This window comes from Halomonas sediminis, assembly GCF_044871105.1.
GTDB lineage: Bacteria > Pseudomonadota > Gammaproteobacteria > Pseudomonadales > Halomonadaceae > Vreelandella > Vreelandella zhuhanensis.
In genome coordinates, this window is record NZ_CP085246.1 from 2336413 (window position 1) to 2363115 (window position 26703).

The following is a 26703-nucleotide window of genomic DNA, read 5'->3' on the forward strand; positions in this document are numbered from 1 at the left end:
GTTATAGGGTCAAGCCTCACGGGCCATTAGTACACGTTAGCTCAACGCCTTGCAGCGCTTCCACACCGTGCCTATCAACCAGCTGGTCTCGCTGGGCCCTTCAGGAGGCTCAAGGCCTCGGGGACGTCTCATCTTGAAGGGGGCTTCCCGCTTAGATGCTTTCAGCGGTTATCCCGTCCGACCATAGCTACCCGGCAATGCCACTGGCGTGACAACCGGAACACCAGAGGGTCGTCCACTCCGGTCCTCTCGTACTAGGAGCAGCCCTTCTCAAACGTCCAACGCCCACGGCAGATAGGGACCGAACTGTCTCACGACGTTCTAAACCCAGCTCGCGTACCACTTTAAATGGCGAACAGCCATACCCTTGGGACCGACTTCAGCCCCAGGATGTGATGAGCCGACATCGAGGTGCCAAACACCGCCGTCGATGTGAACTCTTGGGCGGTATCAGCCTGTTATCCCCGGAGTACCTTTTATCCGTTGAGCGATGGCCCTTCCATACAGAACCACCGGATCACTAGAACCTGCTTTCGCACCTGCTCGACGTGTCTGTCTCGCAGTCAAGCACCCTTATGCTCTTGCACTCAATGCACGATGTCCGACCGTGCTGAGGGTACCTTCGTGCTCCTCCGTTACGCTTTGGGAGGAGACCGCCCCAGTCAAACTACCCACCACACACTGTCCTCGATCCCGATAAGGGACCTGAGTGAGAACGCCAATGATGCCAGGCTGGTATTTCAAGGTTGGCTCCCCCCGAACTGGCGTCCGGGGTTCCTAGCCTCCCAGCTATCCTACACAGGCAACATCAGCGTCCAGTGTGAAGCTATAGTAAAGGTTCACGGGGTCTTTCCGTCTAGCCGCGGGTACACCGCATCTTCACGGCGATTTCAATTTCACTGAGTCTCGGGTGGAGACAGCGTGGCCATCATTACGCCATTCGTGCAGGTCGGAACTTACCCGACAAGGAATTTCGCTACCTTAGGACCGTTATAGTTACGGCCGCCGTTTACCGGGGCTTCAATCAAGAGCTTCGCCCGAGGGCTAACACCATCATTTAACCTTCCGGCACCGGGCAGGCGTCACACCCTATACGTCCGCTTGCGCGTTGGCAGAGTGCTGTGTTTTTAATAAACAGTTGCAGCCACCTGGTATCTTCGACCGGTTCGGGCTCAGGGAGCAAGTCCCGTCACCCTACGCCGGCGTGCCTTCTCCCGAAGTTACGGCACCATTTTGCCTAGTTCCTTCACCCGAGTTCTCTCAAGCGCCTTGGGATTCTCTCCCTGACCACCTGTGTCGGTTTGGGGTACGGTCGCACATGATCTGAAGCTTAGAGGCTTTTCCTGGAAGCGTGGCATCAGTGACTTCCTGACCGTAGTCAGTTCATCTCGTGTCTCGGCGTTAAGGTCCCGGATTTGCCTAGGACCTCGGCCTACTCACTTTCACCAGGACAACCAACGCCTGGCCCACCTAGCCTTCTCCGTCCCCCCATCGCAATCATGTCCGGTACGGGAATATTGACCCGTTTTCCATCGACTACGCCTTTCGGCCTCGCCTTAGGGGCCGACTCACTCTGCTCCGATTAGCGTCGAACAGAAACCCTTGGTCTTCCGGCGAGGGCGTTTTTCACGCCCTTTATCGTTACTCATGTCAGCATTCGCACTCGTGATACCTCCAGCAGACTTCTCAATCCACCTTCATCGGCGTACACGACGCTCCTCTACCGCGCATTCCTAAGAACGCACCCGTAGCTTCGGTACCTGGTTTAGCCCCGTTACATCTTCCGCGCAGGCCGACTCGACTAGTGAGCTATTACGCTTTCTTTAAAGGGTGGCTGCTTCTAAGCCAACCTCCTAGCTGTCTGAGCCTTCCCACATCGTTTCCCACTTAACCAGGATTTGGGGACCTTAGCTGACGGTCTGGGTTGTTTCCCTTTTCACAACGGACGTTAGCACCCGCTGTGTGTCTCCCACGCTGCACTCACCGGTATTCGGAGTTTGCCTCGGGTTGGTAAGTCGGGATGACCCCCTAGCCGAAACAGTGCTCTACCCCCGGTGGTGATACATGAGGCGCTACCTAAATAGCTTTCGAGGAGAACCAGCTATCTCCGGGCTTGATTAGCCTTTCACTCCGATCCACAAGTCATCCAAATCTTTTTCAACAGATCCTGGTTCGGGCCTCCAGTTGATGTTACTCAACCTTCACCCTGCTCATGGATAGATCGCCCGGTTTCGGGTCTATTTCCAGCGACTAGCGCGCCCAGTTAAGACTCGGTTTCCCTACGGCTCCCCTATACGGTTAACCTCGCCACTGAAAATAAGTCGCTGACCCATTATACAAAAGGTACGCCGTCACCCAACAAGTGGGCTCCGACTGCTTGTACGCACACGGTTTCAGGATCTATTTCACTCCCCTCTCCGGGGTTCTTTTCGCCTTTCCCTCACGGTACTGGTTCACTATCGGTCAGCCAGGAGTATTTAGCCTTGGAGGATGGTCCCCCCATGTTCAGTCAAGGTTTCTCGTGCCCCGACCTACTCGATTTCACGTGATCAGATTTTCGACTACGGGGCTATCACCCGCTACGGCCAAGCTTCCCAGCTTGTTCGCCTAATCAGTCACACGCTTAAGGGCTGGTCCCCGTTCGCTCGCCGCTACTAGGGGAATCTCGGTTGATTTCTTTTCCTCAGGGTACTTAGATGTTTCAGTTCCCCTGGTTCGCCTCGTACACCTATGTATTCAGTGCACGATACTCATCTTGTGATGAGTGGGTTTCCCCATTCAGAAATGCCCGGGTCACAGGTTGTTTGCCACCTCGCCGAGCCTTATCGCAGGCTGCCACGTCTTTCATCGCCTCTGGCTGCCTAGGCATCCACCGTGTGCGCTTCATTGCTTGACCCTATAACCCGAAGGAGTCTGGGTCGCAATGACAACATGCAGAAGACTTGCGTCTTCTGCGTTCATCAGCATGATATACATTGTTAAAGAGCGACTGCTGATAAGCAGTGAAAAAGCATCTATCGCTAACCGCTTAGATGGTTGTTCACTGCTTACTCTCAGCGTCTTGATCAGGTAATTCATTGTGAGCGCTTGCCGCAAGGGCTGACGTGTCGTTTAAGGAGGTGATCCAGCCGCAGGTTCCCCTACGGCTACCTTGTTACGACTTCACCCCAGTCATGAACCACACCGTGGTGATCGCCCTCTTGCGTTAGGCTAACCACTTCTGGTGCAGTCCACTCCCATGGTGTGACGGGCGGTGTGTACAAGGCCCGGGAACGTATTCACCGTGACATTCTGATTCACGATTACTAGCGATTCCGACTTCACGGAGTCGAGTTGCAGACTCCGATCCGGACTGAGACCGGCTTTCTGGGATTCGCTGACTCTCGCGAGCTCGCAACCCTTTGTACCGGCCATTGTAGCACGTGTGTAGCCCTACCCGTAAGGGCCATGATGACTTGACGTCGTCCCCACCTTCCTCCGGTTTGTCACCGGCAGTCTCCTTAGAGTTCCCGGCATGACCCGCTGGCAAATAAGGACAAGGGTTGCGCTCGTTACGGGACTTAACCCAACATTTCACAACACGAGCTGACGACAGCCATGCAGCACCTGTCTCTGCGCTCCCGAAGGCACACCAGAATCTCTTCCGGCTTCGCAGGATGTCAAGGGTAGGTAAGGTTCTTCGCGTTGCATCGAATTAAACCACATGCTCCACCGCTTGTGCGGGCCCCCGTCAATTCATTTGAGTTTTAACCTTGCGGCCGTACTCCCCAGGCGGTCGACTTATCGCGTTAACTTCGCCACAAAGTGCTCAAGGCACCCAACGGCTGGTCGACATCGTTTACGGCGTGGACTACCAGGGTATCTAATCCTGTTTGCTACCCACGCTTTCGCACCTCAGCGTCAGTGTCAGTCCAGAAGGCCGCCTTCGCCACTGGTATTCCTCCCGATCTCTACGCATTTCACCGCTACACCGGGAATTCTACCTTCCTCTCCTGCACTCTAGCCTGACAGTTCCGGATGCAGTTCCCAGGTTGAGCCCAGGGCTTTCACAACCGGCTTATCACGCCGCCTACGCGCGCTTTACGCCCAGTAATTCCGATTAACGCTCGCACCCTCCGTATTACCGCGGCTGCTGGCACGGAGTTAGCCGGTGCTTCTTCTGCGAGTGATGTCTTTCCTGGCGGGTATTAACCGCCAGGCGTTCTTCCTCGCTGAAAGTGCTTTACAACCCGAAGGCCTTCTTCACACACGCGGCATGGCTGGATCAGGGTTGCCCCCATTGTCCAATATTCCCCACTGCTGCCTCCCGTAGGAGTTCGGGCCGTGTCTCAGTCCCGATGTGGCTGATCATCCTCTCAGACCAGCTACGGATCGTCGCCTTGGTGAGCCATTACCTCACCAACCAGCTAATCCGGCATAGGCTCATCCGATAGCGCAAGGCCAAAAGGCCCCTGCTTTCTCCCGTAGGACGTATGCGGTATTAGCCTGAGTTTCCCCAGGTTATCCCCCACTACCGGGTAGATTCCTATGCAGTACTCACCCGTCCGCCGCTCGTCAGCGCCCCGAAGGGCCTGTTACCGCTCGACTTGCATGTGTTAGGCCTGCCGCCAGCGTTCAATCTGAGCCATGATCAAACTCTTCAGTTTCAAATCATTGTGATCCTTGCCTGTCACTCGAAAGTCACAGAAGTGGATCAAACTTGGCTCAAGGTTCAAACGATTTCATTCAACACAGGTTCCGAAAAACCTTATTGCTTGAGTCGCTTGCCTTGATTTTCGGTGACATTGTCACCCTCATCGGCAAGCGCCCACATGAATTACCTGATCAATTGTTAAAGAGCTGTCGCGAGACCGGTAACCGTTTGGCCTCAGCGAGAAAGCGTATTCTACGCTTTACTGGGTGGTTGTCAACGGGCAATTTCGATGCCGTGTGGCGTTACCTCGAAACTGCTAACCCTCTGACAAACCGAGGTTTTTCAACCTCATTCACCGCTGGAAACGCCTGGCGTTCCCGGCAGCGGATGCGTACTCTACCCCCTGGCCGAGACACTGGCAAGCCCCCAGTGTAAAAAAGCATAAAAAAGCGGTAGAACTCTCCTCTACCGCAAACCAACGAGTTCAATACATCACAGCTCGAAGCCACAGCCGAAATCTTCACTGGATATTGCCATAAGCGACCCTGCCCCAGCCTGGATCATGGCGGCGTGCGCGCGTGTGCGGGGCAGCAAGCGCTGGAAGTAGAAGCGCGCGGTGTCTATTTTTGCCTGGTAGAAGGCTGTCTCATCACCTTCAAGCGACTGACTCGCTTGCTTTACAGCGCGCGAAAACAGATAAGCCAGGGTCACATAGCCGGAATACATCAAATAATCGACACTCGCCGCTCCGACTTCTTCTCGGTCCTGCATCGCTTTCATACCAACACCCAGCGTCAGCTCGCCCCATTCAGCATTCAGTTTTGCCAAGGGCTCGATAAAGGCCTTGAGCGCCGGATTATCAGCTTCCGCCTTGCAGAACTGGTGAATTTCCTTGGTAAATAGCTTTAGCGTCTCCCCCTGGCTCATGAGGACCTTGCGTCCCAGTAGATCCAGTGCCTGGATACCGGTAGTTCCTTCATACAGTCGAGTGATCCGCGCATCACGCACCAATTGCTCCATACCCCACTCCCGGATGAAGCCATGACCACCAAATACTTGAACCCCTTCATTAGTAGCTTCAAAACCTACCTCAGTGAGAAAGGCTTTTACGATGGGCGTCAGCAATCCCAATAACGTTTCAGCCCGTTCACGCTCTGCATGATCTTCACCATGCTCAACCACATCCAACATCTGGGCAGTATACAGCACCAGCATACGACCGCCTTCGGCGAACGCTTTTTGCGTCAGTAACATGCGGCGAACATCGGGGTGCACAATGATCGGGTCGGCTGGTTTTTCCGGTGACTGCGGGCCGGAAAGGGCTCTCATTTGCAAGCGATCGCGAGCGTAGGCAAGCGAGTTTTGAAAACTTGCTTCGGCCAGCCCCAATCCCTGGATACCCACACCCAAACGGGCAGCGTTCATCATGGTAAACATGCATGCCAGCCCTTTGTTGGGCGCTCCCACCAGATAACCGCGTGCCGTGTCGAAGTTCATCACGCAGGTAGCATTACCATGGATTCCCATCTTGTGTTCCAGGGATCCACACGCTACGCCGTTGTGTTCGCCAGAACCGCCATCAGCATCAGGCAAGTACTTTGGCACAACGAACAGCGAGATTCCCTTGGAGCCTTCCGGCGCATCAGGCAGCTTGGCAAGCACCAGATGAACAATATTTTCCGCCAAGTCGTGGTCACCGGCAGAAATGAAAATCTTGGTGCCACTAATATCATAACCACCGTCATCCGCTGGCACAGCGCGGGTTTTGATCAAGCCCAAATCAGTACCGCAATGCGGCTCTGTGAGACACATGCTACCCGTCCACACACCTTCAACCAGCTTGGTCAGATATGTGGCTTTCTGCTCTTCCGTTCCATGGTGGCGTAGCGCATCAGCAGCACCATGAGACAACCCCGGATACATGCCCCACGCCAAGTTCGTGGCACATATCATCTCCGAAAGCACCATAGCCAGCGAATGGGGGAGCCCTTGCCCACCTTGCGCCGGGTCGGCGGCCAGGCTCGGCCAGCCGCCTTCAACATATTGCTGATAGGCTTCCCTGAAACCTTTCGGCGCCTTGACCTCGCCGCCTTCTAACCGGCACCCCTCTTCGTCACCGCTCTGGTTCAAGGGCAGCAATACCTCACGTGCAAAACGCGCCCCTTCTTCAAGGATGGCATCCACTGTTTCTGGAGAAGCTTCGTCGCCACTCGGCAAGCGAGCGTAATGAGCGGGATAACCCAGCATTTCGTTCATGACAAAACGTAGATCACGTAGAGGGGCCTGGTAGCTGGGCATCTTGTTTCTCCTAAATTAAGTACCGATGAGAGCAGTCAAACCGCCTTCAAACACATGTTTGAAAACTAGCGCCCCGCAGACTTAGAGTCAAGCGTTCGTTTGAATTTTAGCTGGAAATTGCAAGTTCTGTAGCGAACGCGGCCTGCTTTCCAAAAACAAAAAACCCCACTCGATTTAATTCGGTGAGGCTTGGAAAACACTACCAGTCAAGCATTTACTGCATCCGGATACCGCCATCCAAACGGATTACTTCACCATTTAGCATGGAATTGGTAATAATTTGCTCGGCCAGGCGAGCAAACTCATCCGGCCTGCCCAAACGTTTCGGAAATGGCACGGCAGCCGCCAAGACCTGCGCAGCCTCAACGGGAATTTCACTCATCATAGGCGTTTCAAATACGCCAGGGGCAATCGCCATCACCCGTACACCGTGCCGCGAAAGCTCACGCGCCGCCGGAAGGCTCATACCGACAACACCCGCCTTGGAAGCACTATAGGCGCACTGCCCAACCTGGCCATCAAAGGCGGCAATTGAAGCTGTATTAATGATGACGCCCCGCTCACCATCTTCGCCTGGCGCATTCTTGGCCATCGCCGCCGCCGCTAAACGCATCACATTAAATGTGCCCACTAGGTTGATCTGAATCGTTTTGGCATAAGCATCGAGATCGGCAGGGTTACCTTCACGGTCGACCAACTTGGCCACGCTGACCACCCCGGCACAGTGCACAACCCCCGAAAGGCCTCGCGCTCCTCCCAGAGTCACTGCCGTGTCCACTGCCTTCTGCATATCGGCATCCGAGGTGATATCGCCACGGCAAGCTCTCGCGGCCTCCCCCAATATCTGGGCATGAGCATCGACACTTTCATTGAGATCACACAGTACGACGTTGCCGCCAGCTGCCACAATGCGCTCTGCGGTCGCTGCGCCCAGGCCGGATGCCGCCCCAGTAATCAGAAAGGTATTATCCTTGACTTGCATGAGAGGTTTTCCTATTGAAGGTACTTAGGTATCTTTTTGAGACTCTTCCGCCGCCTGGGCGCGCAACTTGAAACGTTGAATCTTGCCACTAGGCGTCTTGGGTAGCTCATCGACAAACTCGATCACCCGAGGAAAAGCATGGGTCGAGAGCCGTTCACGAACTTGCTGGCGTATTTCGTCAGCCAAATCATCACTGGCGGTAAAGCCTTCACGCAACACAATGTATGACTTGATAATTTCGCCACGAATCTCGTCCGGCTGACCCACGGCTGCCGATTCAGCGACAGCGGCATGGGCCAGAACACTATTTTCCACGTCTGTAGGACCGACCCGGTAACCTGCCGTGGTGATGATATCGTCATCGCGGCCGGCAAACTGGAAAGTGCCATCTTCCTGCAATAGCACCACATCACCGGTCAAGTAGTAGCCATGGGCGAAGGGATTCTTTTCTTGCCAGGTGTAGCCCTGGAAGAAATGCGCGGGTGAATTGGCAATATCCACAGCCAACACGCCCGGCTCGCCAGGGGGCAATTCGTTGTATTCGGCATCCAGAATCGCCAAACGATAGCCCGGCATTGGCACGCCCATTGCGCCCACATGCTTGGGATGCGCCAACGCATGATGATTACAGCACGTCATGCCGGTTTCCGTCTGGCCATAATGGTCCATAACCGGGCAACCCAAGGCACGCTCAACCCAAGTCACTACTTCGGTGTTGAGCGGCTCACCGGCGGAACTTGCCACGCGCAACTCGAGCGTCTCATGAGCCGTATCGAAAAGTCCCGAGGCCTTCATCAGGCGATAAGCGGTGGGGGCTGCGGCAAAGTTGGTAATATGATGACGCTTCATGAATGCCATGGCGCCTTCAGCACTGAAGCCGGCTTCACAGAAATGCGTGGTTACGCCCAACAGCAATGGCCCGGCAATCGCGTAGTATAAGCCATAGGCCCAGCCCGGATCCGCCATATTCCAGAAACGATCTTCCTCACGCAGGCCGATAGCCAATTCCATATACAAGGCAAATGCCGGCATACCTGCCAGTGGCACCGCCACTCCTTTGGATTTACCCACCGTGCCCGAGGTAAACATCTGCAGGAAAGGCTTCTCCGGGGCCAGCCGAGGCGGCTGTTCGGTCATCGCAGCGTGAGCAAGCGCCTCATCCCAGTCCAGATCATCCGTGTGCTCAGGCATGGCACCGCCCACCGCTAAGACCGGTGGGCATTGGGTCAGGCCGACAAATTTAAAACGATTGGCATGGTCGGTGATGACCAGCCTGGTATCGGCCCGCTCCAAGCGGTAATCGACCGCATCCGGCCCAAAAGCCGTGAACAAGGGCTGATAAACGCCACCGATCCGCCAGACAGCCAACACTGTAATCAATAGCTGCGGTGAACGCGGCAACATGCAGGCAATACGATCACCTTCGCCCAGGCCTTGCGCTATGAACCAGCCCGCCAGCTTGGCGCTTTGCGCATCAAGTTCCGCATAGGTCAACTTGTTGATGTTGCCTTGGGTGTCTTCATGCACCAAGGCAAGCACATCACCGCGACCCGCACGCAGATGGGTACCGCAACAAGATTCGTATGCATTGAACTTGCCATCGTTATGGTCATCCAAGCGTGCGATGACGTCATCGATAGAAAAATGGGCTAGGTAGTCGTGATAATCAGGCAATTGGTCATGTTTCGCTGTCATGATGGCTCTCTTGTGTTGTGTTTATGAGCATACGGCAGAGCGTTTAATGCGCTGAAGGGGTGTCTAATGCGTTGGGCGCTTATTATTTATTATCCGTTTACGTTAACGGAACCCAACTGGTTAGAGCAACGCTAAAAGCATTCACGCCTAAGAGCAAGCTATCTAAGGGGCTAAGCGCTTAGACCATGGTCGCAACCCCCTTCTTGATTCGCCGTCACTCAAGGAGCTTTTGGCATGATCATGAAGACTAATTCATCAGCCAAATCATCGGGACTGCGCGAGCCGCTGGGGTCATACCAGCGCACCGTCCAATTCAAAGCGCCCAATACAAAGCGTGATACGAGAAAGCGGTCTCCATGGATAAGCCCTGCTTCCAGCGCTTCATCAATCACTTGAACCCATAAGGTTTCATAAGCATCACGCAAATGGCTTAAATGTGCCCGGGCACTAGGGTCCAGGCGGCGCCATTCAAACAGGGCCACCACATGCGCATTGCGATCGGTAAACAAGGTTTCCAAGTGAGCGCGTGCCATCGCGCGCAGGCGCGAATCCGGATCATCGCCGGCCAGTTCCAAGGCATGATGAGCGATATGCAGGGCATTCTGGGTACCCTCTTCAATCACGGCCGCCAGAATTTCCTGTTTATCTCTAAAATGATGAAACAGACTCCCGGATTTGATGCCCATTTCCTGGGCCAGCATGCGCACCGTGGTCCGATCGAAACCTTCTTGAACGAAGAGTTGGGCGGCAAGGCGAGTCAATTCCTTGCGGCGAGGAGATGCATTTATTACATTCATAGGCGTTCACACTAGCGCTTGCTTGGTTACAGAGAGAAGACCACAGCACTGACGATGGGTCAACGCATCCACTTTCACTTAGCGTGACAATCACAAAAACTTGCAGGAGTCTGCCATGAGCAACGCCAACGATATCGTATTTATTGCCGCTACCCGCACTCCGATGGGAGGCATGATGGGAAGCCTTTCAAGCATGAGTGCCCCGGAACTCGGCGCGGTCGCGATCAAGGCCGCGATTGAACGAGCCGGCATCGATGCCGCCAGCATCACGGAAGGCATCATGGGCTGTGTACTGCCTGCCGGTGTCAAACAAGGCCCGGCCCGCCAAGCCATGCGCCAGGCCGGCATTCCCGATGCCAGCGGCGCCACTACCATCAACAAGCTGTGTGGCTCCGGCATGAAAGCCACCATGCTCGCCCATGACCTGATCAAGGCAGGCAGCGGTGACCTGCTACTTGCCGGCGGTATGGAATCCATGAGCAATGCCCCGCATATATTGACCAAGGCACGCAGTGGTTACCGGCTCGGCCATGGCGAATTGAAGGACCATATGTTCCTGGACGGCCTGGAAGATGCTGAAACCGGCAAACTGATGGGAGTTTTTGCTCAGGATATTGCCACTGAGCGAGATTACGGCAGGGAGCGCCTGGACGACTTTGCCATTGCCTCGCTGGAACGTGCCATGGAAGCCACCAATGCTGGGCATCTCGACGCCGAGATGGCACCTGTGCTGGTGAAAGATCGCAAAGGGGAAACACTGGTCAAGCATGACGAACAGCCATTCCAGGCCAAGCTCGACAAGATCAGAACGCTGCGTCCGGCATTCGCCAAGGACGGCACCATCACCGCCGCCAATGCCAGCTCGATTTCCGATGGGGCCTCGGCACTGATCCTGGCCAGCCGAGCGGCAGCCGAGAAACATGGTGCCAAACCCATTGCTCGCATGCTGGGGCATAGCACATTTTCTCGTCATCCAAGTGAGTTCACCATCGCCCCAGTGGGCGCCATTGAGTCACTGATGAAGAAACTCGACTGGGGTGTCAATGACGTAGACCTGTTCGAAATCAATGAAGCCTTTGCCGTCGTCACGCTCATGGCCATGGACGATCTCGGTCTACCTCACGACAAGGTCAACGTTTTCGGCGGAGCCTGCGCTCAAGGTCACCCTATTGGTTCAACCGGTTCACGGATTATAGCCACCTTGATACATGCACTGCGCACCAAGGGCGGCAAACGCGGTATCGCGAGTCTATGTATCGGAGGCGGCGAAGCCACCGCCGTTGCCGTTGAACTGATCGACTAAGCACCATCTGAACGCTGTTCACCCACGCTGCCCATGGCAGCGTGGGTGGCGCTTTAAAATGATGACTTAACCGTAGCGTCCAGAAATGTAGTCTTCGGTTTTTTTCTTGGCTGGGGTTGAGAACATCACCTTTGTGTCGTTGTACTCAATAATCTCGCCTAGGTGGAAAAACGCTGTGTAATCAGCCACTCGCGCTGCCTGCTGCATGTTATGCGTCACGGTGATGATGGTGAACTGCTCTTTCAGCTTGTCCATCAAGTCTTCGATCGTCGCGGTGGAGATTGGGTCCAGGGCCGAGGTTGGCTCATCCATCAGAATTACATCGGGCTGCACCGCAATCGCACGTGCGATGCACAGGCGCTGCTGTTGTCCCCCGGACAAAGATGTGCCCGGTTCTTGTAGTTTATCTTTTACCTCCTGCCAAAGCCCTGCGTCACGTAAGGCTTTTTCGACCAACTCATCTTGTTCCACTTTGCGGCTGACCAGGTCGTGCATACGCGGAGCATAGGCCACATTCTCGTAAATGGATTTAGGGAAGGGATTGGGTTTTTGAAACACCATCCCGACACGGCGGCGCAACGCCACTTCATCCATCTTGGCGGCGTTGACGTCCCGGCCATCCATTTCCACCAGCCCTTCAGTATGAACGCTAGGAATCAGGTCATTCATCCGGTTCAAGCAACGCAAAAAGGTCGATTTACCGCAACCCGAGGGGCCGATCAATGCCGTCACATTTTTTTGAAACAAATCAATATTCAAGTTTTTCAATGCTTGATTCTTGCCATACCACAGGTTCAGGTCTCGCACCCGAATACTCAGGTCATGGCATGCCTGCTCATTGCGTGTGTAAGGCTGCCCTGCTGTCGGCGCCATCTGTTGACTGAATTGAGGTGCTTGACTGTTCATAAACGGTATCCTTTGTGACGTCCTGGGTTACCAACGACGCTCAAATTTCTTGCGGAGCACAACAGCGCTTGCATTAAGGAAGATCAGTATCGAGAGCAGCACCAGAATGCCACCAGCGGTTTTTTCGACAAAGGCTTGATCGGGCTCGCTCGCCCAAGTGAAAATCTGTGCTGGCAACACTGTTGCCGCGTTGGTGAAGGAAGCGCCAACGTCAGGGATAAATGCCACCATGCCCACAATAATCAGTGGCGCGGTTTCCCCCATGGCTTGTGCCAAGCCAATGATGGAACCGGTCATGATGCCCGGCATGGCCAGCGGCAGCACATGATCCCGCACCACTTGCCAACGTGAGCAACCCACACCGAAAGCGGCATGGCGAATCGAATCCGGCACGCTTCGCAGTGCAGTACGCGTTGAAATAATGATCACCGGCAGCGTCATCAGTGCCAAGGTCATACCACCCGCTAATGGTGACGAACGCGGCACCCCGAAGAAGTTAATAAAGATCGCCAATCCAAGCAGACCAAACAGAATCGAAGGAATGGCGGCCAGGTTATTGATGTTAATTTCGATAGCCTGGGTAAAGCGGTTATCCGGTGCGAACTCTTCAAGGTAAATTGCCGTCATCACGCCGATGGGAAATGCAATTGCAAGGGTAACGATCATGGTCATGACCGTACCCACTACGGCCGAGAGAATCCCGGCACTTTCCGCTATCTTGGAGTCGCCTTGCGTAAAAAAGGCGCGGTTAAATTTAAGTGCCACTTGACCTGATTCGACCAAGTTATCGACGGTTGCCACCTCATTGCCACTCAATTTATGACGATGGTCTTTCAAGTACTGATCGACTTGACTATTGGCGAGTAACCAGCGCGTCTCACGGTCCCCTATCATGTCAGGGTTATTACGCAACATAAGCGGAATGCCCCGCACCTCCGTGCGGCTAACAACAGGCACCAGCGCCTTGTCGATAGCTTTACGCCCATCCTTTGAGGCTTCTTCGGAGTAGTGCATTTCCGCTTGCACATAGGCTTGCTGAAATGCGGGCAGGCCCTTGTTCAGCATATCGCTGAAAAACCACAGCAAGAAAAGACCCGCCAGCCCCAGAGCACCCATGGACATCCACTTCAAACGGGCTGACTTGCGGTGGCGTCGCTTGAGCTGATGGCTGATATCGTCAAAAGTTTGGCTCATCGGAACGGTTCCCAGGCATTACAGGTTATTGACGCGATACTTTTCGCGGAAGCGGCGGATCATCAGCACCGACACCAGATTAAGCGTGAGCGTTACGGCAAACAGCACCAGTCCAAGGGCGAACGCGGACAGCGTTTCGGCACTTGCAAACTCCTGGTCACCGGTTAGCGCCGCGACAATGCGCACGGTGACGGTGGTCATGTCCTCCAGAGGATTGGCGGTAAGATTGGGCCGCATACCGGCTGCCATTACCACGATCATGGTCTCACCTAGCGCACGCGACATACCTAACAGTGAGGCGGAAATAATCCCGGGTAGCGCAGCAGGAATTACCACATCCCGAATGGTTTCGCCTTTGGTCATGCCCAGTGCCAGCGATCCTTGGCGCATGCTGTCGGGTACGGCGTTAATCACGTCATCAGACAGCGAGGAGATAAACGGGATGATCATGATGCCCATCACGACACCTGGGGCAACGGCGTTGTTATAGGAGGCATCAAGGCCAAAGAAACTTGCGATATTGACAATAATCGGCGCCACCGTAATCGCGGCGAAGAAGCCGTATACCACCGTCGGTATGCCTGCCAAGACTTCAAGCACCGGCTTGGCAATGGTTCTGACACGGCTTGGGGCGTACTCAGACATATAGATTGCCGACATAAGCCCGACCGGCACGGCCACCAGCATGGCGATCAGCGTGATCATGAAGGTACCGGCAAAAAGCGGTACCGAACCAAACTCGGCGTCGCCGCCGTCACCGCGGCCCGCTGAGGCTAAAAAGCTCGCACCAGGGTTCCAGGTCGTGCCGGTGATGAAATCCCAGAAGCTGTGCATCTGAAAAAAGCGCAGCGCCTCTGAAATAATCGAAAACAGAATCCCAAACGTCGTGAAGATCGAGATCAGTGCCGCCCCTGCCAATATCCAGCGGATGACCCGCTCAATGGCTTGGCGGGCATGAAACTGTGGCCTTACCTGAGCTACGCCTACGGCTAAACCGGCCGCCGCTACCACAAGGCTTGCTGCCAGCAAATACAGCGGGGGAATATCCGCCCCTAGCAGCAATAAAGCGAAAGAGCCCACAGCACCGACCAACACCGCAGGCCCTGCGGTTGAAAGCACCGCAAACCACGCATACTGATCCGGCTGTGCATACATGGCGGCACCTGAGGCGCGAACGCGTGAAGCTTTTTTTCGGCCGACAAAAAAGGCCACTAGCCCAAGCAGCAAGAGCACAGTGCAAAAAATCAAGAGTAGCTGGTTGGTCTGCATCGTTGATATCTCAGGTTAACCAATGAATCCGTTTGCCAGGCTACTTTGAGGCAAAAACATGACAGCAATGTGACAAGTGCCATGACAACATCTGTCGCAAAGCAAGAGGCCGGCAGCACAAGCTGCCGGCCTCTCTTTCGCTAAAGTAGAGCTGGCTTACTTCAGGTCTTCAAGTGTAAGTTCGGCTTGATTAGCAACGCGTTGACGCGCCTGCTCACGCTCAGTTTCCGGCAACGGAATCAGGCCAAGATCGACAAGGTAGCCGTCGTCACCAATCATCTGCTCTTCCATGAACATATTGGCGTATTCGTACAGCGGCGGTACTTCGTCAGCGTGCTGGTTCTTGATGTAGAACCACAGTGAGCGAGCTACTGGGTAATCACCAGAGCTGATGGCCTCAACTTCCGGCTCAACCCCACCAATGCTGGCACCTTGAATAGTGCGCTGATTTTCAGCCAGGAAAGAATAACCGAAAATGCCGAAGGCTTCGGTGTCTTCAGACAAACGCTGAACGATCAGGTTGTCGTTTTCACCCGCGTCGATGTAAACGCCATCAGAGCGAATTTCGGTGTACCCTTCGTCGCCGTAGAGGTCAAACTCTTCGGAGGCAGCTTCCATGACCAGCTCTTCGAAAGCGTCACGGGTACCCGATGTGGTGGGCGGGCCGTAAATGGAGATTTCACGATCCGGCAGCGAAGAATCAATCTCGCTCCAGTTGGTGTAGGGGTTGTCGACAAGCTCACCATCAACCGGCACCTGAGCCGCTACCGCCAGGAAGATATGCTCAAGGGTGAAATCTGCCGCATCGTTTTCAGTGGATTGTCCCAAAACGATACCGTCGGAGCCGATCTTGGCTTCGGTGATATCGGTTACACCATTCTTTTCACAGCGCTCGAATTCGGAAACCTTCATGCGGCGTGATGCGTTGGTGATATCCGGTGTACCGTCGCCAACACCGTTACAGAACAGGCGAATACCCCCACCTGAACCGGTAGACTCAATTACCGGTGTCGGATAATTCGTAAGAGCGCCAAACTCTTCGGTCACGTAACTGGCAAAGGGGTAAACGGTGCTGGAACCAACAATACGGATCTGATCGCGCGCCTGAGCAACACCGGCAACGCTCATTGCAGCAGCAGCGATCACGGTAGTCTTGAGAATGCAGTTCATGCAACTTTCTCCTGTCATCAAAGAAATCTGGCCTTCACAAGGCATACCTTGCCTCGGTTCGATGACATCTTCATGACAGGTGGGCTTACTTTTAATTTTTCGGCATTTCTGTCTGATAGCTCCCTTTTTCAGCTTAATTATACTTTTGCTAATGTATTCACCGGTGGGGTCAGAAGACGCAACCCGATATTGCCGATCGTTGCTGCCGCCAACATGGTCACTACCATCGGCCATAGGCTCTCCACCTCGAATGCTCCCACCATGACGCCCGCCAAAGCTCCACAGCTGAACTGCACAGACCCCAATAATGCCGTGGCAGTCGCACTGATGTGACCAAAGTGGTCCAGCAGAGAAGAAATCGCATTCGGGGAAATCATGCCTATCATCCCGGTAAACAACATCACTAATGGCACCACCACGTACAAGGATGCCATGCCTGTTGCTGTGGCGATTACCAGAGCTGTCGCCGCCACCCATTGCACGGTAAGGCCCAACCGTAGGTTCTGCTGCGGTGTTCTTCGGCTCAGCAGTTGAATGTTCACCCGGTTGGATAATGCAATGCCCAGGACGTTAACGCCGAAAACCACGGGATACATGGCCGGTGAAAGTCCGAAATGTTCCAGGTAAAGAAAGGGGGACGCGGTAATGAAGGCAAATAAGCCAGCAAAAGAAGCTGCCACCGCGCAGACATAACCCATCCCTTCGCGGTGAGACAGTATGCTGGCATAGTTACCTAACACTTGGCGTGGAGAGGCCACTGGCTGGCTCATGTCACGGGTTTCCGGCAGGCGCGTTCCCAATAGCCAGAATAGAAAAGCGGCGTAGACTGCAAGAAACCCGAAAATCAGCCACCAACCCGCCACGTACAACAACAGGCTACCTACAGTTGGAGCCACCAACGGTGCCAACATCATGATCAGCGCCATGGTCGACATGACTTTGGCGGCTTCTCTCCCACTGAAACAGTCGCGCACGATAGCGGCGGAATTGACCACACAGGCCCCACCACCCAGTGCCTGAATAAACCGCCATATAAGCAAGGTGGAGAGACTGTCCACACTGATTATCGCCAAGCTGGCAACGAAGAAGACCAAAAGCCCGCCCAAAAGAACCGGTTTTCTGCCTAGACGATCGGATAGCGGACCGAAAATCAGCTGGCCTAGAGCGAACCCGAACAAGAAAACACTGATGGAAAGTTCGGTACGGTGAATACTGGCACCGATACTTTCAGCCAACGCCGCCATGGCAGGCAGATAAGCATCGATGGCGAAAGGTGCCAGTGCAGTATTGGCCGCCACCAACAACGCAACCCGACGTGGACTCAATAACAAAAGGCACTCCTTTACGTATAATTAGATAGCCAGCTAATAATAATCGTTTTCTATTGGTTTGTCGGTGACTGTTCGCGCTATCCATGCCTTGCTACAGTAAGTGCAACGTCTCAAAGGAGCTGACACCATGGCAGATAGCCTGCTTTCGCAACTCAAACAAATGACCACAGTGGTCGCGGATACCGGTGATCTTGACGCTATTCGTCGTTTCTCACCCCAGGATGCCACCACTAATCCCTCTTTGATTCTACAGGCAGCTCAGCAGGAAACGCGCCGCGCACGGCTGGCGGAAATCGCACGAGAAAGCACGGATATCGATAATGCGGTGGATAGTGTCGCAGTGGAAGTAGGCAGTGAAATAAGCGCTCTCGTACCAGGTTACGTTTCCACTGAAGTGAGTGCCAGGTTGTCTTTCGACCGGGACGCTACCGTCAACCGAGCCCTGTCACTGATCGAGCACTACGCCCGTCAAGGTGTGGAGGCCGACCGCATCTTGATCAAGGTCGCCGCTACTTGGGAGGGCATTCAGGCCGCCCGACTGCTCGAACGAGAAGGTATACGCACCAATCTCACGCTACTGTTCAGCTTTACGCAAGCTCAGGCGTGCGCAGATGCTGGCGCCACGCTAGTCTCACCGTTCGTGGGTCGCATCCTCGATTGGCACAAGCAACGCAACCCGGATGCGGACTTCAGCGGTTCACGCGACCCCGGCGTCCAGTCGGTCAAACGTATCTTTGATCACTACAAGGGACACGGCTACAAGACCATTGTGATGGGGGCGAGTTTTCGCAATTTAGGGGAAATTACCGCCTTGGCAGGTTGCGACCGTCTGACTATTTCACCGACATTGCTTGATGAACTGGAAAGCCAGCAAGGCACACTTGAACGCCAATTAGTTCCAACCGATGCTGACGCACCACACAGCGAGCCATTGGATCAAGCCACGTTCCGCTGGCAGATGAACGAAGACGAAATGGCCAGCGACAAACTCAGTGAAGGAATTCGCAAGTTCATGGCGGATCAACGCAAGCTGGAAGGCCTACTGGCTACCTTGCGCCAGCCGTGATCGAGCCATAGTGCTTTGCTGGCTAAACCCCGACCCGGGAAACCGGGTTGGAAGTAGAGCGCAACGACGGAAAAAACGATGCCAACAAGATAATTCAGGAATGCGAACTGGCATCCCGCTCTTCAAGCATCTGGACAAGAGGTTGAAATTGCTCGCGGTTATGCTCGTTCATATGCATCAAGATACGATGTGCTTCCAATATGCGCTCGCGCAACCCTTCTTCATCCGCAGGAACTTCGGGCAGCTCTTCCAGCACACCATTGAGCATGGCCGTTTTCTGAAAGGGTGCTTCTACCAAGGTAAAAAAGCGGGCGAAACCCATGACATCGAGCATTTGGCGAACATCAGGATTATCCGCAATAATGGTTGGCGGTTGCTCCAGACGGCCTTTCACCGCCATCGCCACCTTGGCAAGAAAACCCAAGGCGGTGGAATCCACATTGGTGGCTTCTCGCAGGTCAATCATCACGGCATGCAACCCCGGTGTTTCAGCCAATCGCTGAGCCTGAGTATCGAGGGTGGCACATAGCGTCAGACGCACGTCGCCGCACAGTTTCAGGACAAAAACTCCGGAATCGAATGCCGCCTTCACGCGGCCTTCTTCACTCAGCATGACCAAATCCGCTTACCATCATGATTGTCAGGTCGTCGGGCAGGGCATCACGGTCACCATTGGCCTCGGCTTGTGCCTCCTCTTCTTCCGAACAGGCGACGTGGCCCAGCGCCAAGCGCTCCCGCAACTGCTCAAGCGAGACACTCTTACTTGCCAATTGCTCAAGCTCCTTGAGCCGCGTGTCAAGTGTGGCACCCGGCAAGCATTCCAACACTCCATCGGAACACAGCCATAACCGAAAATCAGGCGGTAATGGCCACCCCAAGGCAGGATATTCCACATCGGGAAACAACCCCACCGGCATCCCCTCGCCAGGCAACCGTTGCAAGGTGTCTTCAGTTACCAGCAGTGGCATGGGGAGCTGTGCTCCAAGCGAATAGTGTAAATAATGCGCTTCATGATCAATGATACCCACAAACAAGGTGGCATGCTTACCGATATCGGTACCCTGTAATTCGCGATTCAGTGCCGCCAGCCAGTTGGGTGCCAATGTTTCAGGATGCTCACCGTCCCACTCACTTAACCAGCGATTGCATAGATATTTCAGCAATACCGTTACAAAGGCCGAAGAAGCGCCATGCCCTGAAACATCGGCAAAATAAAAGGCGCTATAACGCTCGTTGTATGCTTGATAGTCGAGAAAGTCCCCGGACAGATACAGCGAGGGAGCAAACCAATAATCAAAACTCACGTCATTGAGTATTTTCGGTCGCGACGGTAACAGACGCCGTTGGATGTGGCTACCACTTTGCTGATCCATCCGTAACAGCGCCAAGTGGGTTTCCAGACTTTCGTTGAGCTCGGCCAGACGTTCACGATCGCGCTCGCGCTCTTCCGATAATTGATGCAGTTCGATGGCTTTGCGAATCATGCGACGCAATAACTCTGTATGACGCAGCGGGTGCACGATATAGTCCACCAACCCCACATCCACCGCCTTGATCAGATCGGCATCCTGTCGCGCATCGCTGACGACCAGAGTAGGCAAGCGTCGCGTAAGCTGTGACCAGTTCTGCCGCGGCACAGCACGCGCATGCGCTACGATCAGCGCTGTTCTACGCGGCAGCATGGCGATATTGTCCGTGGCGAAAACCGACATCCCATCACAGGTAATCGCTTCAGCCAGAGCATCACGCTCATGGCCGGGCTCATCGATCACGGCAATCAAATGCTTGGTATTAACCATGAAAAGGCCTCAGTCGGCGAAATCCTCAGCATTGACATCCTTGCTCGCGAACACCTCACTCATCAAAGTCCGCGTCATCGAACTCGAAATCATCGGCAGCAAAAGGATCGGCGCCCGTTTCCCCGTCGTTGATCTGGTATCGGCGGCTCTGGAGGTAGGTATCACGGACAAAACTATAACGCTCTCCGAAAATAAGTTCCTCCTGCTCCAGAAACCCTGCTCGCGCATCGATCACGCGCAACGCAGTCAAGCCGATGCGCAGGGCATCGTCTTCAACGTAGGTGAGCGGATAGGTAGCCATATCAGCCGGCATACCGGAGGTATCACGCAAGGTACTCGGGCCTAAAAACGGCAACACCAGGTAGCGCGAGTCCCCCCATCCCCAAACAGCCAGCGTTTGGCCGAAGTCTTCTTCCCGACCGGTAATCTCCATGGGCGTGGCGACATCCCACAGCCCACCGATCCCGGCCGTTGAGTTGATCAGGAATCGAGAAGTTGCTACACCAGCGTTGCCTGGCTTGCCTTGCAACACGCTATTGAGCGCCGTGCGTACTTCTCCCAAGTTGGAAAAGAAATTACCCACACCGGTTTGAACCGGCTGTGGAGTTATCTTGGCATAGCCCGAAGCCACCGGACGCAGGGCGTAACGATCCACCACATCATTGAAAGCAAATACCCGACGATTAAAGCCCTCCCAAGGGTCATCAGGATGTCTTTCTTCTGCCACCTGAGCGCCTGCGCATCCCGAAAGCAATGCGAGACTCATCATCAGCAACAATGGGCCGCGTACTCTATTAAACATGATGAAACCACCTCTTTGAGCCGCCATTATTGGCGTTGTACCACGATGCTGCCGGCACTATACCCTGCCCCGAACGAACAGATGACCCCGAGATCGCCGGGTTTCAAGTCAGCACGGTGCAGATGGAAAGCGATAATCGACCCCGCCGAACTGGTATTGGCATAACGATCCAGGATCACCGGTGCTTGAGTTTCGTCAGGCTCATAACCAAGCACCTTGCGCGCAATCAAATCATTCATGTGACGATTGGCCTGGTGGAGCCACAGGCGTGCCAGGTCGCTACCGGCAAGTTCCAGCGATGCCAGATGCTGAGTGATCAGCGCGGCTACCATGGGACATACTTCCTTGAAAACACGCCGGCCCTCTTGCACGAATAACTTATCTTCAGCCAAAGGATCGCTATCGGTCACCCGGTTCAGAAAACCGGCATTATTACGGATGGCATTGGAAAAACGCGTCACCAGACGCGTTCCCAAGATGCTGAAACGCGTCTCAGCCACCGCGACACTATCGGCTTCCAATACCATGGCTGTACAAGCATCGCCGAAAATGAAATGGCTGTCACGGTCACAAAAATTGAGATGGGCGGAACAAATTTCCGGATTAACCACTAACGCCCGCTTGATACTGCCCGAGGCAATCGCATTGGCCGCCGTTTCCATAGCAAACGTGGCCGAACTGCAGGCTACGTTCATATCGAACCCGTACCCCGCAGCGCCCAATGCCTGCTGCAACTCCACGGCAACCGCTGGATAAGAACGCTCAAGATTGGAGCAAGCCACAATTACCAGCTCGATATCCGCGGCCTTGACCGAAGCATCAAGCAATGCCTCATGAGCTGCCTCGAGTGCCATGTCGCATTGAATGGAAGGCTCGTCATTAGCGCGTTGAGGTAAGCGTGGGCGCATACGCCTGGGGTCGAGAATACCATCGGCATCCATCACATAGCGGCTCTTGATACCGGAGGCTTTTTCAATGAATTCACTGCTTGAATACGCCAATGGTTGACGTTCACCGCTGGCGATCGCCTGGGCGTATCGAGCGTTTTCGAGATCTACCCAAGCATTAAACGCTGCGACCAGGGCATCATTACCAATGGCGTGTTCCGGCGTATAAAGTCCCGTCCCGGTAATCACCACGTTTGTCATGCGCTTCTCCTTTTAGCCGCTCGCATGTCTAACCCGAACGCCTATGGACGTCAGTGTCGGTCATCCGGTAAGCGGGTATTGCTTACTGTGTGCTTTTGCGACATGTTTTGCCAGTGCTGCCTAAGTAGCGGCAGGGAGACCGGTAATTTCCTGCCAACGTTTTTCCAGCCGCTTGACCGATACCGGCATCAAGGTACCCAGTTGCTGGGCGAACAGCGAAACTCGTAACTCCTGCAGCCACCAGCCGAATTCCACCAGCGCCGGATCCTCCACCTTTCCACGCCGTTCGCTTTCACGTCGAGCGTCCCAGCGTGCTTCCAAGGCTTGAACCTCGTGCATCATCAGTTGATCGCGGCCTCGTTCACGGGGCGCTTTTTCCAGGCGAATCAAGGCACCCTCCATATAACGTGGGTATTCCTTGAGCCAATCACCAGCATCGCTGATGAAGCCTGGATACACCAGGCGCTGCATCTGAGCTTTCAGGTCATTATAAACCAGCGCCAAAGCGAAATTGAGGTTTCCCTTGAGAGCCTTGGTAACCGCCAGATGACCTTCCAAGGCGGGTTTGACCTGGGCCAGCTTAGCCTCAGCCTGTTCGAGCAGTTCACTAGCGGCGCCCTCCAGACGAGCGACAAACTCACTTTCCGAACGTGGCAATGGCGCTTTCGCCATTACCTCATTGAACACCGCCAAGGTGATGTCTTCCACCAACGCCTGCTTGCTGCCCACCTTGGCAAACAGCAAGGCGCAGGTATCCATGCCCTTGAGCTGGCGAATTCGCTTGACCTCTTCCGGCAAACGGGCCATGGCCAGTCGGGCGATGCCTTCACTATGCGCCTGGTGCGCCTTGTCGGGATGATCGAAAAGCTCCACTCGAAAGCTGCCTTTCTCCGGTACCAGCGCCGGATACGCTTCCACACGAATCCCCGCCTGGGTGGTCACGCGCGATGCGGGTAACGGCGCCACCGGCAAGCCTTCCACCGCCGGTTCATCGGCGGCCTGTTGCGCCAGCGCACGAGCGCCCTCGCCTGCCGCCGCTTCAAAACGTTGCTCCAGGGCACGCACATCACGCCCTTGGCCCAAGAGGTGGCCTTCATGATCGACCACCTGCAGATTCATGACCAGGTGCGGCTCCAATTGATCCAGGCGCCAATCATCCGGGTGCACCCGGGTTCCCGTGCGCTTGCGGATAAACTCGCTCAACGCTTCGGTCAGAGGTCGGTTTTCCGGTGACAAGGATTCCAGAGCGGCATCCACCCAGTCAGGAATCGGTACTACCTGGCGACGCACCGCCTTGGGAAGCGACTTGAGCAGCGCAATACATTTTTCCCGCAATAGCCCCGGCACCAGCCACTCCAGCTGTGCCTTGGGCAGTTGGGGCAGCATGGCAGCAGGTACAGTCAGGGTGATGCCGTCGTCTTCCGAGCCAGGGGCAAAATGGTACCTCAGCGGATAAGTGACTCCCGCCAGGGTAATCTGATCCGGATATTGGACCTGAGTAACGTCCTGAGCTTCACGAGCCAGTAGCGCCTCGCGATCGAATTTGAGTAGGCCCGGGGCATCCTTTTCCGCTTGTTTGCGCCAATGCTCGAAACTCTTGCCGTTATAGACGCCCTCAGGAATCCGCTCGTCGTAAAAAGCGAACAGAGTCTCTTCATCGACCAGAATGTCGCGTCGGCGGGCACGATCTTCCAGCGCCTCCACTTCCCCGATCAGATCGCGGTTATGAGCAAAGAATTCTCCCTGCGTGTGAAACTCACCTTCCACCAAGGCCCGGCGGATGAAAATTTCACGGGCTTCAACCGGGGCTATCGGGCCGTAATGCACTTTGCGCCGCGCGACGATCGGCAAGCCGAATAGGGTCACCTGCTCAAAGGCCACAACCTGGGCGCGCTTCATTTCCCAGTGCGGCTCGCTCCAGGAGCGCTTGACCAGATGCTCGGCCTGAGGCTCGATCCACTGTGGGTCAATCTTGGCCACGGTACGAGCGAATAGCTTCGAAGTTTCCACCAACTCGAAGGCCATGATCCATTTGGGTGTCTTTTTGGACAGTCCCGAGCCGGGATGGATCATGAACTTGCGATTGCGAGCACCCTGATATTCCCGGTTTTCCAGGAGCAACCCAAGGTTGGAAAGCAAGCCTGAAAGCAGTGCCTGATGCAGGTTGCCGGAGGTCTTGCGCCGGACCTGGCGCGCCTGCTCTTCACTTTCGTCATCATTGCGCGGTGCCGGCGGGGGCACTTCGATTTGCATATCGCGCAGCAGCTGGCGCAACTGGCGGAAAGTGTCGTGCCACTCACGCAGACGCAGATAATTAAGATAATGCTCGCGACACCAGCGTCGCAGCCGGTTGCCCGAAAGCTCGTTACGCGCGTTCTCGAAACCATGCCAGAGGTTGAGTAGCGCCACGAAATCGGATTCCGGATCATGCCAGCGCTGATGCGCCTGATCCGCCGCCTGGCGTTTATCCGCCGGTCGGTCACGCGGATCCTGCACCGCCAAGGCCGATACCACCACCAGCACATCGCGTAGTCCGCCGCGCTCCGCACCAGCCAACACCATGCGGGCCAGGCGCGGGTCGATAGGCAAGCGCGCCAGCTTGCGCCCCAGCGGCATCAATTTCTGCTGGTCGTTCACCGCCCCCAGCTCGAACAGCAGGCGAAAGCCGTCCTTTATAAAGCGTGCATCAGGCGGATCGACGAACGGAAAGTCTTCAATATCGCCCAGTTTGAGGGCGAGCATGGAAAGTATCACCGACGCCAGGTTGGTACGCTGAATTTCCGGATCGGTAAACGCCGGGCGTGCAAGAAAATCGTCTTCATCGTAAAGACGAATGCACACCCCTTCCGCGATACGCCCGCAGCGCCCTTTCCGCTGGTTGGCACTGGCTTGGCTGACCGGCTCCACCGGTAACCGCTGGATCTTGGCGCGGTAGCTGTAACGACTGATACGCACCAGCCCCGGGTCGATCACGTAGCGTATCCCGGGCACCGTCAGCGATGTTTCCGCCACATTGGTGGCCAGAACGATACGCCGACCCGAGTGGGGGGCGAACACTCGGTTTTGCTCTGCATTGGAAAGCCGGGCGTACAGAGGCAATATTTCCGTGCCTCTGAGGTCGGCTCGCCGCAGGGTGTCGGCGGTTTCACGGATTTCACGCTCGCCGGGGAGAAATATCAATACATCGCGCGGGCCATGCAACCAGCCCTTGGCGCGCTCGATGGTCTCGATCTCTTCCACCGCATGCAGGACGCCTTCCTGAAGCGTGCGGTCCTCTTCATCGTCAGCTTCGCGCACCAAGGGCCGATAATGCACATCGACCGGATAGGTGCGACCGGTGACTTCGACCACCGGTGCCGGCACGGCGGGCGTGCCGAAATGCGCTGAAAAACGATCCACATCGATGGTCGCCGAGGTAATGATGACTTTCAGTTCGGGGCGCTTGGGCAGCAGCCGCTTGAGGTAACCGAGCAGAAAATCGATGTTCAGGCTACGTTCATGGGCCTCATCGATGATGATGGTGTCATAACGCTGGAGCAGTGGATCATGCTGGGTTTCAGCCAACAAGATACCGTCGGTCATCAGCTTGATCAGGGTGGTATCACTACTCTGGTCGTGAAAGCGCACCTGATAGCCGACCTGTTCGCCCAAGGGGACTTCCAGTTCCTCCGCCAGACGCGTGGCCACGCTGCGAGCGGCCAGCCGGCGGGGCTGGGTATGGCCAATCATGCCGCGTCGTCCGCGCCCCAGTTCCAAGCATATCTTGGGTAACTGGGTGGTTTTCCCGGAACCGGTTTCACCGGCCACCACCACCACTTGATGGTTGCGCAGCGCCTCGAGAATATCTTCACGCCGCTCAACGACGGGCAATGTTTGTGGGTAGTTCAATGCGACAGGCTGTGCCTGGCGCTTGGCCAAGGCGGCCTGGGAGCGCTGCAGGTCGCGCGAAACTTCCTGAATACCACGATCCACCGGCTTGCCTTCCCGAGCGCGGCGGGTCAACCCTGCCAGCCGCTGCTCGAGTGGCTGGACATCGCGCAGCATCACGCTCGACAAGCCTTGCTTGAGCGCATGAAGGGCATCGGTATCAGTCATGGCTGGGGTTTGACGGGATTGGGTAGTCACGATGGGTTGGCTAGCTCCGCAGTATTTGCAACATAGCTTGAAACATAGGCTCGAAACAGTCGTTCAAACAAATGCTCAAGACGAATGTTCAAGAAACCTATTCGACACGTAAAAACAGAAAATCTCCCCTAAAAAACATGCCCGCTCCGATAACGGAAGCGGGCATGCCATTGTAACGTCACAGC

The 26703-nt window shown here is 55.2% G+C and carries 16 protein-coding genes and 2 rRNA genes; 2 read left to right on the forward strand and 16 right to left on the reverse strand.

Annotation, left to right across the window (positions count from 1 at the left end):
- Positions 1-5 precede the first annotated feature (5 nt).
- From LG290_RS11110 to LG290_RS11135, 6 genes are all read right to left on the reverse strand, one after another.
- A 23S ribosomal RNA gene (locus LG290_RS11110) occupies positions 6-2896 on the reverse strand.
- Positions 2897-3112: 216 nt separating this feature from the next.
- Positions 3113-4646, reverse strand: a 16S ribosomal RNA gene (locus LG290_RS11115).
- The 16S and 23S rRNA genes sit together here, the layout of an rRNA operon.
- A 479-nt stretch (positions 4647-5125) precedes the next feature.
- Complete coding sequence (locus tag LG290_RS11120) at positions 5126-6931, reverse strand: acyl-CoA dehydrogenase C-terminal domain-containing protein (protein WP_499834876.1); 1806 nt, start codon at positions 6929-6931, stop codon at positions 5126-5128.
- A gap of 214 nt (positions 6932-7145) precedes the next feature.
- Complete coding sequence (locus LG290_RS11125; protein WP_499834877.1) at positions 7146-7913, reverse strand: SDR family NAD(P)-dependent oxidoreductase; 768 nt, start codon at positions 7911-7913, stop codon at positions 7146-7148.
- Between the two features lie 24 nt (positions 7914-7937).
- The gene (locus LG290_RS11130; protein ID WP_499834878.1) at positions 7938-9608 is read right to left on the reverse strand and encodes an AMP-binding protein; all 1671 of its coding nucleotides are present in this window, start codon (positions 9606-9608) and stop codon (positions 7938-7940) included.
- A gap of 218 nt (positions 9609-9826) precedes the next feature.
- Positions 9827-10405 (reverse strand): TetR/AcrR family transcriptional regulator, encoded by a 579-nt coding sequence (locus LG290_RS11135; protein WP_499834879.1) that lies wholly within the window; start codon positions 10403-10405, stop codon positions 9827-9829.
- Positions 10406-10520: 115 nt separating this feature from the next.
- On the opposite strand from LG290_RS11135, the gene LG290_RS11140 reads away from it, so the two are divergent.
- The gene (locus LG290_RS11140) at positions 10521-11708 is read left to right on the forward strand and encodes an acetyl-CoA C-acyltransferase (protein WP_499834880.1); all 1188 of its coding nucleotides are present in this window, start codon (positions 10521-10523) and stop codon (positions 11706-11708) included.
- A gap of 66 nt (positions 11709-11774) precedes the next feature.
- Here the strand turns inward: LG290_RS11140 and pstB are convergent, their stop codons facing one another.
- The 5 genes from pstB to LG290_RS11165 form a co-directional block, all read right to left on the reverse strand.
- Positions 11775-12581 carry a phosphate ABC transporter ATP-binding protein PstB gene (gene pstB, locus LG290_RS11145; RefSeq protein ID WP_160418019.1) on the reverse strand — a complete coding sequence of 269 codons (807 nt, stop codon included), beginning with the start codon at positions 12579-12581 and terminating at the stop codon, positions 11775-11777.
- Positions 12582-12641: 60 nt separating this feature from the next.
- Entirely contained in the window at positions 12642-13808 is a 1167-nt protein-coding gene (gene pstA, locus LG290_RS11150) for a phosphate ABC transporter permease PstA (RefSeq protein ID WP_160417983.1), read from the reverse strand.
- Positions 13809-13826: 18 nt separating this feature from the next.
- Positions 13827-15077 (reverse strand): phosphate ABC transporter permease subunit PstC, encoded by a 1251-nt coding sequence (pstC, locus tag LG290_RS11155; protein WP_499834881.1) that lies wholly within the window; start codon positions 15075-15077, stop codon positions 13827-13829.
- Positions 15078-15233: 156 nt separating this feature from the next.
- Complete coding sequence (locus tag LG290_RS11160) at positions 15234-16247, reverse strand: substrate-binding domain-containing protein (RefSeq protein WP_499837089.1); 1014 nt, start codon at positions 16245-16247, stop codon at positions 15234-15236.
- A 137-nt stretch (positions 16248-16384) separates the two neighbouring features.
- On the reverse strand, positions 16385-17578 hold the full coding sequence (locus tag LG290_RS11165) for a multidrug effflux MFS transporter (protein WP_499834882.1): 1194 nt from the start codon (positions 17576-17578) through the stop codon (positions 16385-16387).
- Between the two features lie 127 nt (positions 17579-17705).
- Here LG290_RS11165 and tal point away from each other — a divergent pair, with 127 nt between their 5' ends.
- Positions 17706-18644: a transaldolase gene (gene tal / locus LG290_RS11170; protein WP_499834883.1), complete on the forward strand. Its 939-nt coding sequence runs from the start codon at positions 17706-17708 to the stop codon at positions 18642-18644.
- 94 nt (positions 18645-18738) lie between these two features.
- Here tal and LG290_RS11175 read toward each other — a convergent pair whose 3' ends face one another.
- From LG290_RS11175 to hrpA, 5 genes are all read right to left on the reverse strand, one after another.
- Entirely contained in the window at positions 18739-19257 is a 519-nt protein-coding gene (locus tag LG290_RS11175) for an STAS domain-containing protein (protein ID WP_499834884.1), read from the reverse strand.
- Complete coding sequence (locus LG290_RS11180) at positions 19247-20443, reverse strand: PP2C family protein-serine/threonine phosphatase (RefSeq protein ID WP_160417978.1); 1197 nt, start codon at positions 20441-20443, stop codon at positions 19247-19249. The genes LG290_RS11175 and LG290_RS11180 overlap by 11 nt, the downstream gene beginning before the upstream one ends.
- Positions 20444-20498: 55 nt before the next feature.
- Positions 20499-21245: an MlaA family lipoprotein gene (locus LG290_RS11185; RefSeq protein ID WP_499834885.1), complete on the reverse strand. Its 747-nt coding sequence runs from the start codon at positions 21243-21245 to the stop codon at positions 20499-20501.
- A 26-nt stretch (positions 21246-21271) separates the two neighbouring features.
- The gene (locus LG290_RS11190) at positions 21272-22393 is read right to left on the reverse strand and encodes a beta-ketoacyl-ACP synthase III (RefSeq protein ID WP_499834886.1); all 1122 of its coding nucleotides are present in this window, start codon (positions 22391-22393) and stop codon (positions 21272-21274) included.
- 120 nt (positions 22394-22513) lie between these two features.
- Positions 22514-26488: an ATP-dependent RNA helicase HrpA gene (gene hrpA, locus LG290_RS11195; RefSeq protein ID WP_499837090.1), complete on the reverse strand. Its 3975-nt coding sequence runs from the start codon at positions 26486-26488 to the stop codon at positions 22514-22516.
- Between the last annotated feature and the right edge of the window lie 215 nt (positions 26489-26703).